The sequence below is a fragment of the Tardiphaga sp. genome, assembly GCF_025356345.1.
In the GTDB taxonomy this organism is placed as follows: domain Bacteria; phylum Pseudomonadota; class Alphaproteobacteria; order Rhizobiales; family Xanthobacteraceae; genus Tardiphaga.
Genome location: NZ_JANXTC010000371.1, coordinates 40,131 through 55,887, shown reverse-complemented (window position 1 = coordinate 55,887; position 15,757 = coordinate 40,131). Strand labels below are relative to the sequence as shown.

General features: G+C 63.4%; 20 protein-coding genes and 1 pseudogene. 12 read left to right on the top strand and 9 right to left on the bottom strand.

The window, feature by feature from the left end; translation table 11 throughout:
* Positions 1 to 183: 183 nt before the first annotated feature.
* Both Q0S16_RS22600 and Q0S16_RS22595 read right to left on the bottom strand, forming a co-directional pair.
* Positions 184 to 1,095: an aminotransferase class IV gene (locus Q0S16_RS22600; protein WP_295853378.1), complete on the bottom strand. Its 912-nt coding sequence runs from the start codon at positions 1,093 to 1,095 to the stop codon at positions 184 to 186.
* 156 nt (positions 1,096 to 1,251) lie between these two features.
* Positions 1,252 to 2,061, bottom strand: a complete 810-nt coding sequence (locus Q0S16_RS22595) for an ABC transporter substrate-binding protein (RefSeq protein WP_295853376.1) — start codon at positions 2,059 to 2,061, stop codon at positions 1,252 to 1,254.
* A gap of 175 nt (positions 2,062 to 2,236) precedes the next feature.
* On the opposite strand from Q0S16_RS22595, the gene Q0S16_RS22590 reads away from it, so the two are divergent.
* The 6 genes from Q0S16_RS22590 to Q0S16_RS22565 all read left to right on the top strand — a co-directional run bounded on the left by Q0S16_RS22590 (position 2,237) and on the right by Q0S16_RS22565 (position 7,355).
* Complete coding sequence (locus Q0S16_RS22590; RefSeq protein WP_295853373.1) at positions 2,237 to 4,318, top strand: HAMP domain-containing methyl-accepting chemotaxis protein; 2,082 nt, start codon at positions 2,237 to 2,239, stop codon at positions 4,316 to 4,318.
* 149 nt (positions 4,319 to 4,467) lie between these two features.
* Entirely contained in the window at positions 4,468 to 4,608 is a 141-nt protein-coding gene (locus Q0S16_RS22585) for a hypothetical protein (protein WP_295853371.1), read from the top strand.
* Positions 4,609 to 4,880: 272 nt separating this feature from the next.
* Positions 4,881 to 5,528, top strand: a complete 648-nt coding sequence (locus tag Q0S16_RS22580) for a nuclear transport factor 2 family protein (protein ID WP_295853370.1) — start codon at positions 4,881 to 4,883, stop codon at positions 5,526 to 5,528.
* A 109-nt stretch (positions 5,529 to 5,637) separates the two neighbouring features.
* Entirely contained in the window at positions 5,638 to 6,522 is an 885-nt protein-coding gene (locus Q0S16_RS22575) for a hypothetical protein (RefSeq protein WP_295853368.1), read from the top strand.
* Positions 6,523 to 6,663: 141 nt separating this feature from the next.
* Complete coding sequence (locus tag Q0S16_RS22570; protein ID WP_295853366.1) at positions 6,664 to 7,083, top strand: hypothetical protein; 420 nt, start codon at positions 6,664 to 6,666, stop codon at positions 7,081 to 7,083.
* 134 nt (positions 7,084 to 7,217) lie between these two features.
* The gene (locus Q0S16_RS22565; protein ID WP_295853364.1) at positions 7,218 to 7,355 is read left to right on the top strand and encodes a hypothetical protein; all 138 of its coding nucleotides are present in this window, start codon (positions 7,218 to 7,220) and stop codon (positions 7,353 to 7,355) included.
* A gap of 52 nt (positions 7,356 to 7,407) precedes the next feature.
* Here Q0S16_RS22565 and Q0S16_RS22560 read toward each other — a convergent pair whose 3' ends face one another.
* From Q0S16_RS22560 to Q0S16_RS22550, 3 genes are all read right to left on the bottom strand, one after another.
* On the bottom strand, positions 7,408 to 7,551 hold the full coding sequence (locus Q0S16_RS22560; protein ID WP_295853362.1) for a hypothetical protein: 144 nt from the start codon (positions 7,549 to 7,551) through the stop codon (positions 7,408 to 7,410).
* A gap of 138 nt (positions 7,552 to 7,689) precedes the next feature.
* Positions 7,690 to 8,172: a MaoC family dehydratase gene (locus Q0S16_RS22555; protein WP_295853359.1), complete on the bottom strand. Its 483-nt coding sequence runs from the start codon at positions 8,170 to 8,172 to the stop codon at positions 7,690 to 7,692.
* Positions 8,173 to 8,181: 9 nt separating this feature from the next.
* Complete coding sequence (locus tag Q0S16_RS22550; RefSeq protein ID WP_295853357.1) at positions 8,182 to 8,637, bottom strand: MaoC family dehydratase; 456 nt, start codon at positions 8,635 to 8,637, stop codon at positions 8,182 to 8,184.
* 182 nt (positions 8,638 to 8,819) lie between these two features.
* Here Q0S16_RS22550 and Q0S16_RS22545 point away from each other — a divergent pair, with 182 nt between their 5' ends.
* Entirely contained in the window at positions 8,820 to 9,113 is a 294-nt protein-coding gene (locus tag Q0S16_RS22545; protein WP_295853355.1) for a DUF4282 domain-containing protein, read from the top strand.
* Positions 9,114 to 9,272: 159 nt separating this feature from the next.
* Here Q0S16_RS22545 and ychF read toward each other — a convergent pair whose 3' ends face one another.
* The 3 genes from ychF to Q0S16_RS22530 are packed head-to-tail and all read right to left on the bottom strand — an operon-like array spanning position 9,273 to position 11,751.
* Entirely contained in the window at positions 9,273 to 10,370 is a 1,098-nt protein-coding gene (gene ychF, locus Q0S16_RS22540; RefSeq protein ID WP_295853351.1) for a redox-regulated ATPase YchF, read from the bottom strand.
* Positions 10,371 to 10,398: 28 nt separating this feature from the next.
* Positions 10,399 to 11,001, bottom strand: a complete 603-nt coding sequence (gene pth / locus Q0S16_RS22535) for an aminoacyl-tRNA hydrolase (RefSeq protein WP_295853348.1) — start codon at positions 10,999 to 11,001, stop codon at positions 10,399 to 10,401.
* Between the two features lie 21 nt (positions 11,002 to 11,022).
* Positions 11,023 to 11,751: a 50S ribosomal protein L25/general stress protein Ctc gene (locus tag Q0S16_RS22530; RefSeq protein WP_295853345.1), complete on the bottom strand. Its 729-nt coding sequence runs from the start codon at positions 11,749 to 11,751 to the stop codon at positions 11,023 to 11,025.
* Between the two features lie 208 nt (positions 11,752 to 11,959).
* Between Q0S16_RS22530 and Q0S16_RS22525 the strand changes: the two are divergent.
* Positions 11,960 to 12,153 (top strand): annotated as a pseudogene (locus tag Q0S16_RS22525) (type II toxin-antitoxin system HicA family toxin).
* Positions 12,153 to 12,359, top strand: coding sequence for a type II toxin-antitoxin system HicB family antitoxin (locus tag Q0S16_RS22520; RefSeq protein ID WP_295853342.1), 207 nt, complete (start codon positions 12,153 to 12,155; stop codon positions 12,357 to 12,359). The pseudogene Q0S16_RS22525 and the gene Q0S16_RS22520 overlap by 1 nt, the downstream one beginning before the upstream one ends.
* A gap of 26 nt (positions 12,360 to 12,385) precedes the next feature.
* Here Q0S16_RS22520 and Q0S16_RS22515 read toward each other — a convergent pair whose 3' ends face one another.
* Positions 12,386 to 12,661 (bottom strand): accessory factor UbiK family protein, encoded by a 276-nt coding sequence (locus Q0S16_RS22515; RefSeq protein ID WP_295853338.1) that lies wholly within the window; start codon positions 12,659 to 12,661, stop codon positions 12,386 to 12,388.
* 193 nt (positions 12,662 to 12,854) lie between these two features.
* On the opposite strand from Q0S16_RS22515, the gene lgt reads away from it, so the two are divergent.
* Genes lgt through pgeF form a run of 3 tightly spaced genes read left to right on the top strand, consistent with a single transcriptional unit; the run spans position 12,855 to position 15,606 of the window.
* Positions 12,855 to 13,709, top strand: coding sequence for a prolipoprotein diacylglyceryl transferase (gene lgt / locus Q0S16_RS22510; RefSeq protein ID WP_295853403.1), 855 nt, complete (start codon positions 12,855 to 12,857; stop codon positions 13,707 to 13,709).
* Entirely contained in the window at positions 13,706 to 14,830 is a 1,125-nt protein-coding gene (locus Q0S16_RS22505) for an SAM-dependent methyltransferase (protein WP_295853335.1), read from the top strand. The genes lgt and Q0S16_RS22505 overlap by 4 nt, the downstream gene beginning before the upstream one ends.
* Positions 14,827 to 15,606 carry a peptidoglycan editing factor PgeF gene (pgeF, locus tag Q0S16_RS22500; protein ID WP_295853332.1) on the top strand — a complete coding sequence of 260 codons (780 nt, stop codon included), beginning with the start codon at positions 14,827 to 14,829 and terminating at the stop codon, positions 15,604 to 15,606. Before Q0S16_RS22505 ends, pgeF begins: the two co-directional genes overlap by 4 nt.
* Positions 15,607 to 15,757 lie beyond the last annotated feature (151 nt).

Here is a 15,757-nt window from a genome sequence, read left to right as displayed (position 1 = left end):
GAGAACCAATCGGCATTGCGGCGTTTACTCTGGTTTCCCGGACGCGGTGCGGCGCGAAGTGCCGCTCCGCGGATCCGGGAATCCGGTCGGGTCTGGCGACCGGGGCCCCGGATCCACGGCGCACTACGCCGCCTCGGGGCGGCGCAATGCACCGCGTTTGGGGAACGATGCCGGCGCGCAGCACTACACTTGGAGATCGCGAATGACCTCGGTGCGATGCCGGCCTTCGCGGTGCATCTGCCAGTAGGCGTCCTTGATGCGAAGCGACATCGGCCCGGGACGGTCATTGGCGTAGATGGTGCGGTTGACGCGCGACGCCGGCATGACGCCGCCGGCGGTGGTGGCCAGAAACACCTCGTCGGCCAGTTCCAGTTCATGGCGCTGGATCGGCGCCACCGACGCCGCGATGTTCATCGCGCCGCACAGTTCGAGCACGGTCCGGCGCGTGATGCCATGCAGGCTGCCGCGGTCGGGGGTGCGGACCTCACCATCCTTGACCACGAACACGTTGAAGCCCGGCCCTTCGGTGACGAAGCCGGCTTCGTCGCAGACGATGGCGGAATCGGCGCCATGATCCTGCGCTTCGAACAGGCCGCTGGTCAGGTCGCTCCATTGATAGTTCTTCACGGTCGGATCCACCGCGGCATCCGCCACCCGCGGCTTCGACGCGACCCACAGATGCGCGCCGCGCGCCTGTACATCCTTCGGGATCACGTCGATCCACGGCACCGCATAGGCCATGAAATGGTTGTCGCAGTCCTCGATCCGCCGCGAGCCGGCAATGCGCGGCCGGCCACGCAACGCGACCATGGCGACATAGGCATCGTGCAACTGCGCCAGCGCGACGCAGCGGTGCAGGATGGCCTGCATCTCGTCGCGCGTCTCCGGCGGAGCCAGGCGGCGTGCGCGCATCGAGGCTGTGAAACGATCGAGGTGATCGGCCAGCCGGAAGAAACCATCCTCAAACACATGAACTACGTCGTAGACCACGTCGGACCGGGTGAACGCCCAGTCCAGCGGCGAGACGCTGGCCTCGGCCACCGGCACGAATTGTCCGCGTGCAAAAGCGGCGCCGCCGCGGAAAAAATCATGCATCGGCGGTCGCCCTGTCGTTGGAACGGAATCCCATGTCACGATGCTCGTCGGTTCTCGCGCCCGCGGCAAGGGCTGCGGGACCTTCCGCCCATTCCAACCGACATAGCTTGAATGCGTTAAAGCGCGCCGGCCTGGTCAACGCATCCGCCCGGTAGGCTACTTCGCTGCCGGCGGCGCGACCTCGGCAATCTGATCGCTGCGCTTCAGTGCCGCGGCGATGAATCCCGACGCCTTCATTTCCTCGACAAACGCCGCGAGATAATGCGCGCCCGCCACCTTCGGCTGGCCTTCGACGCGCGGCATGCCCATCGCCTGCATGATTTCCTGGAAGTGGCCTGGCATCACCCGCATGTCGGGATGGTCCTTGGCATAGGCGTCGAGCTGCTGGCGCACGCCGGAGGCGACGTCGAGCCGGTCGTTGACGAACATCTCGATCATCGCGGTGCCGCCGCCGGTGGCGGCGCGCAGCAGGGTGGCCTGTTTGATCGTGCGGGTCAGATACAGGTCATAGGCCGAGCCGAGGCCGACCGCGATCTTGATGCCAGGCTGGTCGACCTCGCCGACGTCCCTGAACGGTGATTCCCGCCGCACCATGTAGGTGCCCTCGATGATCACATAGGGCGCGGTGAACATCACCTCGGCGGCCCGCACCGGCTCGATCGCCATGAAGCCGACATCCCAGATTCCAGCCCTGGCGCCTTCAAACACTTTACCAGCAGCCTCAAACGGCACGAACGCGACTGGCACGCCGAGCCGCTTCGCCAGCTCGGCGGCAAGATCCGCCGAGACACCGCGCGGCGCGCCATCAGGACCCTTCTGCGCCAGCACGCTGTTGCCGAAATTGATCGCGGCGCGAAGTTGACCAGTCGGCGCCAGATCGCGCAGCACGTCCGGTGAAGGCGATTGGGCGAAAGCCGGAGACGCCGCCACCATCACCATCACCATCATCGATCGCAGCCCAAGCATCTTCATTCTCCCGGTGGCGCCATGATCTATTCGCGCCGCTTCACATCATGCATCCGCCCGGCGACGTCACATCGCGAACGCTTCGCCCGATTTCATACCACCTTCAGGGAAGTTTAATTAAATACCTATAGCCTGGCGCTATATTTACCTATTCAAATTTTTCGACGGTGTTTTGATGAAAATCGGTACCTTGCTGACGCTTACGATCGCGGCTCTGTCGGCCACCGGCGGCGGTCTGGCGGTCTATGTCGCCGCCACCAAATACGACACCATGGACAAGGTCGCCACCGCGCAAGGGCGACTGGCGCTGGTGCGGGCCGTCGGCAACATCCCGCGCTATGTAAATCCGGAGCGCGGCTTCTCCACCAACATCCTGTTCGGGCCCACGGTGATCGAGCCGAAGATGCGAACCGAACTCGAAAGCGTCCGCAGGCTCACTGACGGCGCTGTCGACAAGATGAATCAGATCCGGACAACCAAGGTCGACGCTTTCGAAGACAACGCGGAGATCATCCCGAAGATCGACGACATCAACCGCCGCTTCAAGGCGCTGCGCGGCGCCATCGATAGCGCGATCGCGGGACCGTCGGAAGCGCGTCGCGATGCCGCGAAGAAAATCGTCTCCGACAATGTCGCGCTCAATGCCACCGTCACCGCTCTGCTTGCCGAGCAGATCCGCAAGATGGCTGCCAGCAATGGCGACGCCTACCGGCAATCGACCTACGCCAACGCCGCCTGGGTGTTGCGCGACGTCGGCGGATTCAGTGCCAGCGCGCACAAGAGCATGATCGGCGCCCGCCGCGTCGGCACCGAGGCCGAGCTGCTGGATCTGAGCCGATTGCAAGGCGGCTCCGACCAGGCGCTCGCCACGCTGCTGGAATTGCGTGGCAATCCCGCGACACCCGGAAACGTCGTGGCCGCGCTCGACAAGATGAATACGGCCTATGTCGAGCGTCTGGGTAATGAGTTGAAGATGATCAGGGCCGGCGCCGTCAGCGGCATTTACGAACACGACGTCGACGCCTTCTACGTCGAATCGCAGTTCGGCCTGAATTCCGTCATCGATGTCCGCGAGGCGCTATACGACAATGCCGAACTACTGCTGGCCTCGGCCTATGACGGCGCCCGGGTCAGCTTCGTGGTCGCGCTGGCGGTGCTGCTCGCGGTCGCCGCCGCCAGTGTCACCATGGTCATCGTGGTCCGGCGCCGGATCGTGCAGCCAATCGTCGACATCACCGCCTCGATGACACGGCTCGCCGGCGGCGACGCCTCCGAGGAGACTGCTGCCAGCGATCGGCACGACGAGATCGGCGCAATGGCCGCCGCGGTCCAGGTATTCAAGGATAATATGATCACGGCCAGACGCCTGGCGTTGGAGCAATCGGCGGAAAGCGATGCCAAGATGCGCCGCGCCGGCCTGCTCGATGAGCTGACGAAATCGTTCGAGGTCCGGGTCAGCGAGCTGGTGAACGGACTGTCGTCGTCTTCCGCGACCATGGAGACGGCGGCGCGATCGATGTCGTCGACCGCCTCCAGCACGAATCGGCAGGCCGGCGTTGTCGCGGAGGTATCCGGACAGACCTCTTCAAACGTGCAGACGGTGGCGAGCGCCACGGAAGAGCTGACCACCTCGATCGCCGAGATCGGCCGCCAGGTCGCCCAGTCCGCCCAGATCTCGGCACGGGCGGTCGAGGATGCGCGCCGAACCGGCGACACCGCGCAGTCGCTCGCGCTCGGCGCGCAGAAGATCGGCGATGTGGTGATCCTGATCCAGAATATCGCCGCGCAAACCAATCTGCTGGCGCTCAATGCGACCATCGAGGCCGCGCGCGCCGGCGAAGCCGGCCGCGGCTTCGCCGTGGTCGCCTCCGAGGTGAAATCGCTCGCCGGCCAGACGGCGCAAGCGACCACGGAAATTTCCGAGCAAGTCGCGGCCATCCAGGGCGCCAGTGACGAGGCCGTCGCGGCGATCCGCGACGTGGTTGGCGTGATCACCGAGATCGAGCAAATCGGCCAGGCCATTGCCGCGGCGATCGAGGAACAGGGCTCGGCAACGCGCGAAATCGCCCGCAACGTGCAGGAAGCGGCGCAGGGCACCAAGCAGGTGACGTTGAATATTTCCGGCGTTCAGGAGGCCGCCAACGACACCGGCGCCGCGGCGACGCAAGTGCTCGGGGCTGCCGAACAGCTATCCACCCAGTCGCGGGATCTTGCCAGCCAGGTTGATCGCTTCCTCGCCGACGTCCGGGCGGCGTAGCCGGTGTTGCTCGGTCCGCCTGATTCACGCAGTCGAGAACGCCCGCGGCCAGGCGGCTAACGCGCGCCGTCGCCACACTTACAAAGCCGGCGCGACCTGTTACTTATCAAGCGCGCCGAATCCATCCACCGGGCGCCGAGGACATCGTCATGGCCAAAGGTCAAATGAAGTCGAACAAGGAAAAGAAGAAACCGAAGTCCGACAAGAACCTGAAGAAGGGGGGCGTCGCCAACGTCAATCCGTTCGCGGCCAGCAAGACACCGGCCGGTTCGGCGCCGAACAAGAAATAATCGACATGGACCTGGCCGGTCCGAGATCGGCCAGCCCCTGACACGGCATGCGCCGCAACGTTGATGGCCTTTGGGGCGGATCGCCCGGCTCAAGGAATAGCCGTAGCTCGCGCCATCGCCGGACATCCGCCCGGCATCAGTAACGCGGCGGGCGAAGCGCCCGGTCGATCGATCTGGTCACCGGCTTCCGCCCACCTCGCTCGGGCCGCCATTCCCGGGGCGCCGGCGCGCTTCTCGCGCCTGCACGGCGTGTCGCACCCGGCGCGCGCGGGTTGCCGGCGATTTGGACGAGCCTGACCATTTTAAGATTTTCGCAACCCTCGTCCCGCATCGGGCTTGCCTTTGAGGCCCGCCCGCGTGCACGATCAGTTTTTAACTGCCGACCCATTTTAATTAATTCCGTTGTTGTTCATTTTTCTTTCCCCATCCATTTCCCGCATTGCGGACCTCAGACGGGCCACACCATGCCAGATCAAGCAACGCGACAATGCGTCATCGATTTTCTCGACGGTTATTATGACGGCGATGCCAGCCGCGTGATGGCTTGCTGCGCGGAAGATTTCGAGAGCATTGTTTACGCTCCGGTGGAGCTGTTTCCACATCTTGGCCACCAGCGCGGCAGGCAATGGGGCGTCGAGGCGACCCGCATCCTGCGAGCCCGCTACGCCAGCCGGCGCTACGAACTCACCTTCATGGCGGTCGAAGGTGAAAAGGCCTCGACCATGGTCCGGGTGTCGCTGAAAAAACGCAACGACCATCGGATCATGCAACTTCAGGTCGCGGATTTCTTCACCTTGCGCGACGGGTTGATCTTATCGCATCGCGCATTCTTCGATTCGTTCGATTTGGTGCAGCAAGTCCTCGGACGCGACCTCACCGAAGCCTTTGCCGCCAGCGTGCGGCATGCCATGCCCGCCTAGCCCGCGGGCATGGTCGCTTGCATTCCTAAAGAATATGTCGCGGTGCCACATTTTGGTCTTGGGGTGGAGTATCATTGGGACAAGGTGAACTCCCGGGGCGGCTGGCATAATGACCCGTGAATTGAACTCTGCTTTTTTGCTGTTGGGCCTGGCCGCGGCTGGCCTGACGTCGCCTTTGTGCGCGCAAGATGCCTGGCGCGGGATCGACACCGCCCCGCCCGCGGGTGAAATCGAGCCCACCGCGTCCGGGACGCCGCTCAATCCGGATGTTCCGGAACCGGACTGGGCGCTGCTGGACAATGACCGCACACCCTATGCCAAAGCCGCCCCGCGCGAGCCGCGCGTATCGCCTTGGCCTTCCGGTTCGGCCTGGACAAACCAGAACAAGGATGACGGCTCCAAGGCACTATCGGTGAAACAGCCGCTGTCGGCATTCTGGGACACCCGCGTGGGAGCCGATCTGAATGTTGCCGGGCAGCCGTCCGCGAGCAGCGCTTCGGACTCGTTTCGCAACCAGTTCGGCGACGGGCATCCATCGCAATCCGGTGGTGCGGCCTGGGCCGCGATGACCGCTCCCGGCATCGCCTCGATCTGGGATCAGACCGCGATCGAGGCCCGTGTCGATCCAGTGCAGGACCAGAGCAAGCTTGCGACCTCGCTGAGCAAGTCGGTGCCGCTCGGCGGCAACCAATATTCACTGACCCTGCAGAACGGCTATAATATCGTCCAGCAGGGCGGCCTGCCGGTGATCGGCTATAATGGCAGGCCATCGCGCAGCTACGAAACCGACCAACTGGCGAAACTCAGCCTCAACGAAAGTGGTACCAGTTTCATCGCCGGTCAGACCCTGGCCACCAGCGACGACAAATGGCTGCGCAAGGTGGGAGCCGAGCAGAAGCTGGTCGGCGGCGTCAATATTTCCGGCACGGTCAGCGAGACCCTGCAGGGTTCGCTCAACAAGAGTCTGACCGCCGGATTCAAGCATAGTTGGTAATTGATTTAACCTGTGTCGTATATTTTCAGGCGGATTTCAGGCGCTGCCGCAGATTGGCCGTGATCTGATGCGCAGATGACAATCGAACTTCATCGTGCGGGGACGATCCGCGCTCGCGTCATGCGAAACAAGGAATAGCCGATGAGCATCATTCATCCTGAGAAATCAGAACCGTTTGAAGACGACAACCTCGCCGCCGTCACGGAAGTGGAAGCTGGCATCCGCGATTTCGTGCGCAACGATGTCGCCTATCTGCGCCGCCCGGCGCCGGGCAGCGCGGCTGCGACGCCGGAAATTGCCCTGGAAGCCAATACCGAGGCCACCGTCAACAGTGTCAATTCGCTGATCCAGCGCGTCGCCGGCACGTCGCTCACCGAGATCGAAAATCTGGTCAGCGAACTTGAAAGCCTGCGCGATCTGCTGCATGCCGAAGGCCAGCGCGTCCAGCGTGAGATCTCGGGCTATGCCCAGCTCAGCCAGGCCGCGATGAAGTCGACCCGCTTGATTGCGGACAATGTGGCGCAGTGGAAGCGGACCGCGGACGGCCTTCGCCACGACTGAGCTGCCCTTCATTGAGTTGCCAAACGCCGCTTCCGGAGAGGAGGCGGCGTTTTTTCGTCGAATTCAACTGAACTTTATCGGTACTTGCCCCGACCAAAGGGTGCCGTGCCACGCGGTACAGGGGATAGCGATCCGTGAAGACCATTCGGCCGAATCATACCGAACCGATACCGGTTCGCTCGGTGCCGCCAAAAATGGGCACCATCATCCTGCGATTTATCGGACTGTTAGCGGTCGCTGTGGCGCTGCTGGGCTGGGCCTGGAGCCGCTGAGGGGCTCCCTGCATCGCTCCCTTGGCGGAAGCGATGGTTAACAAAACATGTACTAGCGACTTGCGATCGGAGCGGTATCCAGCGAATAGGCGCCGTCCGCATAGCCCTTCACCACCATCCCGCTGACCAGCATCACCGCCAGCGTCACGCTGGCAAAGATGAAGCCTACAAATTTCAGTCCGGTGCGGTCAGCCATCGTTGTCCCCAGGATCTTTCGTCGTCGTGCGTGTGTCGTACATCACCAACACAAGGTTCAGAACGCCTTAACAACAAGGCAGTTCCTTGGCCAAAATTGGTAATGGTTAAGTAGCCAGTGCTTTCCGGCAAGGTGTGTTCAGACGGCCACGCCCCGTTGCGGAACGAAGGCGGAAGCGAGAAAGGAACAGACCACTTCGCCGCGCTGGTTGGTGGCGATATTGCGGGCCTGCACGATGCCCCAGCCGGGCCGCGTCGCTGTGGCCCGCACGGTTTCTACCTGGTTGACGTAGCTGATCGTGTCGCCCGCCAGCACCGGCCTGAGCCAGCGCAATTCGCGAAAGCCCGGCGATGGTCCCCATGTCGCCACCGGCTCGCCGGCGGCGATCTGATCCGCCGTCTGCCGCTGCCCTTCGGCGACCAGCAGCTTCATACCGACCGCGGTGATGTGCCAGCCCGACGCCGCGAGGCCGCCGAACAGCGACTGCCGCCCGGCCTCCTCGTCGAGATGAAACGGCTGCGGATCGAATTGCACGGCGAATTGCTTGATCGCCTCGGCAGTGAAGGTGAAGCAGCCGAATTCGCGGCGCAGGCCAACTTCGATGTCTTCGAGAAATTTCATCGGCGTGACCTAGTTCGCCGCGACGGCCGCGCGGCCGATGATGATCGGTACGATCATCTCCGCCACCGCCTGCCCGGCCGCGTTGCGGGTGCTGCATTTGAAGGTCACGATGCCCGTCGTCGGACGACTCTGCGACAACCGTGCCTCCATCACCTCGACATCGAGCATCAGATCGTCACCGGGACGAAACGGCGCCAGCCAGCGCATCGAATTGACACCCGGCGACCCCATCGACGCCGTGTGTCGCAGAAATCCGTCATAGATCATCCGCATCATCAGCGAACACATGTGCCAGCCGGAGCCGGCGAGCCCCCTCAGCAAGGACGCATCCGCGGCGGCGTCATCCAGATGCATCGGTTGCGGGTCGTACTCTTTGGCAAACGCGATGATTTCCTCGCGCGTGACATGGCGCGGCCCGTAACTGCCGAAGTGGCCCGGTTGAAAATTTTCGAACGTCAGGGTCATGATGAGGTTTGCCACCGCCAAGGCTTGATTGTGGCCGCTATTTGCAGCGATCTCAAGTCCGGCCGCTGCATGGCTTTCCCGCGATCTTGCTCAGACCATTGTTGGACACTAGAGCGAGGCAGGCCGACTTTTTGCATGTGGGCGATCATGATCTATCTACGCGCGCCGGGGGAGAACAACCGATGTTTGAGTTTCGCGATCTGTTTCAGTGGGACCGTTTCATCACGCCCACCATCATCAAGACGTTCTACTGGCTGGTGATCGCGATGTGGGTCCTGTTCGGCATTTCCGGAATCTTCTCGGGTCTCGCGGCGATGGCGGTCAGCCCGTTTGGCGGGTTCATCCTGCTGCTGACCTCGCTCGCCGGCGTGGTGGTCGGCATCATCTTCTCGCGCATCGCCGCGGAATTCATCCTGATCGTGTTTCGCATCAACGAACACCTTGGCGCGATCCGCGATCAGGGTCAGGGGCATTAAGACAAAGGGAGGTCCCGTTTCCCGGACGCGCCGCGGCGCTCTTGTGCCGCTGCGCGGATCCGGGATCCCGGTTGCTTCTTCGCGTTAACCGGGGCCCCGGATCCGCGGCGCACCGCTCCGCGCTGCGATGCGTCCGGGAAACGAATTAGGCAGTCAGCTTTACGTATTGAACCGGAAGTGCAGCACGTCGCCATCGGCGACGACGTATTCCTTGCCTTCCAGCCGCAGCTTGCCGCCGTCGCGCGCGCCGGACTCGCCGCCCAGCGTGACGTAATCGTCATAGGCGATGGTTTCGGCGCGGATAAATCCCTTTTCGAAGTCGGTGTGGATCACCGCGGCGGCCTGCGGCGCCTTGGTGCCGCGGTTGATGGTCCAGGCACGCGCTTCCTTCGGCCCGACGGTGAAGTAGGTGATCAGGTCGAGCAGCTTGTAGCCAGCGCGGATCAGCTTATCGAGGCCCGCCTCTTCGAGGCCCAGCGTCTCGAGGAATTCCGCGCGCTCGGCTTTCGACAGCGTCGCGATCTCGGATTCGATCTTGGCGGAGATGGCAACGGCGACGGCGCCTTCCTTGGTGGCGTGTTCGGTCACCAGCTTCGAATAGGCATTGCCCTCTCCGGCCGCGCCTTCCTCGACGTTGCACACATAAAGCACCGGCTTCGAGGTCAGCAGGCCGAGCATGCCGAAGGCGCGCTCTTCTTCCGGCTTGCGCTCGAGAAAGCGCGTCGGCTTGCCTTCGCGCAGCAGCACCAGAGCGCGCTGCACGAGGTCGAGCTGCTCCTTGGCGTCCTTGTCGTTGCCTTTTGCTTTCTTGGTCAAATTGTCGACGCGCTTCTCGCAGGATTCGAGATCGGCGAGCATCAGCTCGGTCTCGATGATCTCGATGTCGGCGAGCGGATCGATCTTGCCTTCGACATGCGTGATGTCATCATCGACGAAGCAGCGCACCACGTGCGCGATCGCATCGGTTTCGCGGATGGTGGCGAGAAACTGATTGCCGAGGCCTTCGCCCTTGGACGCGCCCTTCACCAGGCCCGCGATGTCGACGAAGGTCAGCCGCGTCGGAATGATCTGCTGCGACTTGCCGACCTCGGAGAGTGTGTCCAAGCGTTTGTCCGGCACCGCGACTTCACCGACGTTGGGCTCGATGGTGCAGAACGGATAGTTCGCCGCCTGCGCCGCGGCGGTTTCGGTGAGCGCATTGAACAGCGTCGATTTGCCGACATTCGGCAGCCCGACGATACCGCATTTAAATCCCATGACCTGTCCTGAATGGTTCGACGACGCTTCAAGCGCCGTTGTCGTCCTTCGACGTGAATCCCTTGGCCTGCATCGTCAGATGCACCTTGTTCTGAAAGCTGGAGTCGTGGCCATCGGCCAGCAGCGCCACATTGTCCACCACCGCGTCGACCAGCGCTTCCAGCTGCGGCCGTTCAGCCTTGGCGAAATCACTGAGCACGTGATTATGCACCAGTTCCTTGACGCCGGGATGGCCGATCCCGAGCCGGACGCGGCGGTAGTCGTTGCCGACATGCGCGGAGATCGAGCGCAGGCCGTTATGCCCGGCGATGCCGCCGCCAACCTTGACGCGCAGTTTCGAGAACGGCAGTTCGAGCTCGTCGTGAAATACCGCGATGTCGCCGACCGCGATCTTGAAGAAACTGGCAGCAGCCTGCACCGAGATGCCGGAGTCGTTCATGAAGGTCAGCGGACGCAGCAGGATGACGCGCTCGCTGCCTAGATTGCCTTCCGAGGTCTCGCCCTGAAAGCGGCGGCGCCACGGTGCAAACCGGTGACGCCGCGCCATCTCGTCGAGAACCATGAACCCGATATTGTGCCGGTTGCCCTGGTATTTCGCACCAGGGTTTCCGAGACCAACAAAGAGTCGCATGACGCGGGTGTCCGCGCAGGCTTACTTCTTCTTCGCCGGGGCAGCAGGTGCCTTGGCGCCAGCGGCGGGCGCTTTCGCGCCGGCTGCGGGGGCCTTGGCGCCAGCGGCCGGAGCCTTGGCAGCCGCGGCTGCGGCCGGAGCAGCGGTCGCGCCGGGGGTCGCCGCGGCGCCTTCTTCGCCATAGCCGGACGGCGGCACGATGGTGACCAGGGTCACGTCTTCATCGCGGGCCAGCGCCTTGACGCCCTTCGGCAGCTTGATGTCCGACATGTGCAGCGAACCGCCGATATCGAGCTGGCTGACGTCAGCCTCGATGAACTGCGGAATGCTGTCGGCCTCAGCCTCGACATCGAGCGTGTGGGTGACGACGTTGATGGTGCCGCCGCGCTTCACGCCCGGCGCGCTGTCCGCGTTCTTGAGATGCAAGGGAACGCTGACGCGGATGGTGGCGCCGACGCCGAGGCGCAGGAAGTCGACATGGAGCGGGAAGTCCCGGACCGGATCGAGGGCGAAGTCGCGCGGAATCACGCGGTGCTTGGTGCCATCGAGATCGATGTCATAGATCGTGGTGAGGAAGCGGCCGGCCAGAATGCGCTGACGGAGCTCGGCATCATCGACCGAGATCGCCACCGGGGGCTTGCTGTCACCATAGATTACTCCCGGCACGCGGCCGGCGCGTCGTACTGCCCGTGCGGCCCCCTTGCCGCCTGCCGAACGTACGGTCGCCTTCAATTCCTTGACGGTCGCCATCGTTTAAGTCCTTGTTTTCTAAAAAGTTAAAGGCCGCAACGCGGCCCGTTTCGTCGTCGCAGCAAGCCTCCAGGGGTGCGGGGGCTGCAGACGTGCCGGGCTTTTAACGCCAAAGCCCGGGAAAGACAAGGAAATGCAGGGGTTTTTTGCGGTATTGGCCGCTCTATACCGGCGGCCTATCCTTGTTTTACCAACAGGGATGGACGCCATGAAGGTCCGGGAAGCGATTCGAGTGATCGAAGAGGACGGCTGGTTTCAGGTCGCGACCCGCGGCAGCATCGACAGTTCAAGCATCCGACCAGGCCGGGGCGGGTCACGGTGGCCGGCCACCCCTCTGACGACCTTGCGCCCGGAACATTTGCCAGTACTTTGAAACAGGCTGGTCTGAAGAAACGACGCTGATGCGATACGCGGTGGTGATCGAAACGGCCGACGGCAATTATTCGGCTTACGTCCCCGACTTGCCGGGCTGCGTTGCCACGGGCGACACTGTAAAGGCCGTCGAGGTCGAGATTCGGGACGCCATCCGCTTTCATATCGCCGGGCTGAGGGAAGATGGCCTCCCGGTGCCGGCGCCTACCAGCATCGCCGACTACGTCGAGACGTAACAGCGCAGCTGCGCAAAGGTGCGCAGCTAGCCGGCACTGGTCGACGGCGCAGTCCCGCCCAGCCTGGCTTCCAGCGCCTCGATCCGCGCCTTCAGGGTCTCGTTTTCCTCCCGGGCGAGGCGCGCCATGTCCTTGACCGCCTCGAATTCCTCGCGCTTGACGATATCGAGGTCGCGCAGGATCTTTTCGGCCTGGTTACGGACCACGCTGTCGACCTCGCGCTTGACGCCCTGGGCGGCGCCAGCGGCATCGTTCATCAGGCGGCCGATCTCGTCGAAAAACCGATTATTGGTCTGGGTCATGGCAGCAACTCCGGCCGGCTGAACTGAATTGGCGCGAAATGCGCTTGGCCTTCGACAATGGCGTTCCCGGCGGCGTTGTTCAAGCCCGCTGTGGAATGCGCGTTTGTCGGCTCGGAAAGCCCTGCCAAGGTCATACACTCATGCTTTACTGGCACTGCCTCAAATCGTAAGCCACGCCATGCCCTTTCCAGACTTGCCGTTTCTCACCATAGCCTTCCCCGTGTTCGACCCGATCGCCGTCGCGCTGGGGCCGATCGTGATCCGCTGGTATGCGCTGGCCTATATCGGCGGCATCGTGCTCGGCTGGGTCTACGCCCGGGCGCTGATCAAGCGGACGCAGCTATGGGGCGGGCCGTCGCCGGTCTCGCTGCTGGAATTCGACGATTTCATCCTCTGGGTAACGCTCGGCATCATTCTCGGCGGCCGAACCGGCTATGTGCTGTTCTACAACCTCGATTTCTTCGTCGCCCACCCGGGCGAAATCTTGGAACTGTGGAAGGGCGGCATGTCGTTCCACGGCGGCTTCTTGGGCTGCGTGGTGGCGGTGATCGCATTCTGCTGGAAGCGTGGCCTGCCGATCCTGTCGCTGGGCGACATCACCTGCGCGGTCGGACCGATCGGGCTGCTGCTCGGGCGCCTCGCCAATTTCATCAACAGCGAATTGTGGGGCCGCCATGCCGACGCCAGCGTGCCGTGGGCGATGGTGTTTCCCAATGGTGGCCCGCTGCCGCGTCATCCCAGCCAGTTATATGAAGCCGGTCTTGAAGGCATCGTGCTGTTTGTGATTCTGGCGCTGATGATCCGCGCCGGCGCGCTGAAGCGGCCAGGACTGATCCTCGGCGCTTTCATCTTGTTTTATGCGCTGGCGCGTATCGCCGGCGAGCTCTTCCGTGAACCGGACCCGCAATTGGGATTTCTGTGGGGTGGGCTCACCATGGGAATGTTGCTGTCGGCGCCGATGATCCTGGTCGGACTGTTTCTCATGGCACAGGCATGGCGGAAGCCGCCGCGCACCTCCACCATCGCTGTCAGCCAGGGCGCCACGTGACCGAACCTTCGCCGCTTCAAGACGAAATCAAGCGCCTCATCAAGTCGGCGGGACCGATGCCGGTGTGGCGCTACATGCAGCTCTGCCTCACCCATCCGCTTTATGGCTACTATATCTCCCGCGATCCGCTGGGACGCGAGGGCGACTTCACCACCGCCCCCGAAGTCAGCCAGATGTTCGGCGAGCTGTTGGGGCTGTGGGCGGCGTCGGTGTGGCGCGCGATCGATTCACCGCCCGTCCTGCATCTGATCGAGCTCGGCCCCGGCCGCGGCACCATGATGGCCGACGCGCTGCGGGCGCTCAGGGTCCTTCCGCCGCTATACCAGGCGCTGCAGGTGCACCTTGTCGAAATCAACCCTGTGCTGCGCGAAAAACAGAAGGCGATGCTGTCCAATGCGCGCAGTATCACGTGGCACGACAGCCTCGATACGGTGCCGGTCGGCCCCTCGGTCATTCTCGCCAATGAATATTTTGACGTACTGCCAATCCATCAGGTGGTAAAACGGGAGTCCGGCTGGCACGAGCGCACGGTCGAGATCACCGCCGACGATCAACTGATGTTCGGCGCCTCGGTCGAGCCGTTGCCGCGCTTCGAGGTTCTGCTGCCACCGCTGGTGCGCGCCGCGCCGAATGGCGCGGTGTTCGAATGGCGGCCCGACACCGAGATGATGAAGATCGCCAGCCGCGTCCGCGACCATGGCGGCGCCGCGCTGATCATCGACTATGGCCACCTGCGTTCCGACGCCGGCGACACGCTTCAAGCCATCGCCCGGCACAGCTTCGCCGATCCGCTGAAGGACCCCGGCCAAGCCGACGTCACGGCCCATGTCGATTTCCAGGCGCTGGGCCGCGCCGCCGAAGATGTCGGCGCCCGCGTCCACGGCCCGGTATCGCAGGGTGAATTTCTCAAACGTCTCGGCATCGAGACCCGCGCCGTGACGCTGATGGCCAAGGCGACGCCCGAGATTTCCGAAGACGTGTCCGGCGCATTGAAGCGGCTGACCGACAGCGGTCGCGGCGGCATGGGCTCGATGTTCAAGGTGATCGGTATCTCCGATCCGGCCATTCCCACGCTGGTGGCGCTCAGCGACGACACCGGCATCGAGGCTAACCCGTCATGACCTTTGTTTCGCCGCTGCTGGCCGCCCTTCCCGGCCTGCGCCACACCTTCTTCACCCGCGACGGCGGCGTGTCGCAAGGCATCTATGCCGGCCTCAATGGCGGGCTGGGCTCCAGGGACGATCCGGACGATGTGACGGAAAATCGCCGCCGCATGGCCGCCGACATGGGGGTCGATCCCGCGCACTTTCTCACCGCTCACCAGGTGCATTCGCCCGATGTGGTGGTAGCCTCCGCGCCCTGGGATGCCGCCTCGCGTCCGCGCGTCGATGCGATGGTCACCCGGGTCGAAGGCCTCGCGCTCGGCGTGACGGCGGCGGATTGCGGACCTGTGCTGTTCGCCGATCCAAAAGCGCGCGTGATCGGCGCCGCCCATGCCGGCTGGAAGGGCGCGCTGACCGGTGTCCTGGAATCAACCATTGAGGCCATGGAAAAGCTCGGCGCCGCCCGCGCCGACATGGTGGTGGCGATCGGCCCGCTGATCCGGCAGCCAAGCTATGAAGTCGGCGCCGAATTCGTCGAACGCTTTGTCCGCGAGGACGGCGACTACGCCCTGTTCTTCAAGCCATCGAAGCGCGACGGGCACGCGATGTTCGATCTTGGCGGTTTCATCCGCATGCGCCTCGAACATGCCGGAATCGGGGCCATCGACGACACCGGGATCGACACCTATCCCGACGAGCGCCTGTTCAGCTACCGCCGCTCGGTGCACCGTGGCGAGACGGACTACGGCCGGCAGATTCACGCCATCGCGCTGGAAGCCGCACATTCGTTGTAAACGCTTCGGTTACACCTGTAACGATGCCGCCCTAGACCTTAATGGATTTTAACGATATCGCTCGATCTTACCGGTGCAGTGGAAAGCCGGATTGAAGCTAGGATGTCGTTGCATGCATGCGCCTGCCCTCACCGCCCGTCGAACCACGTCG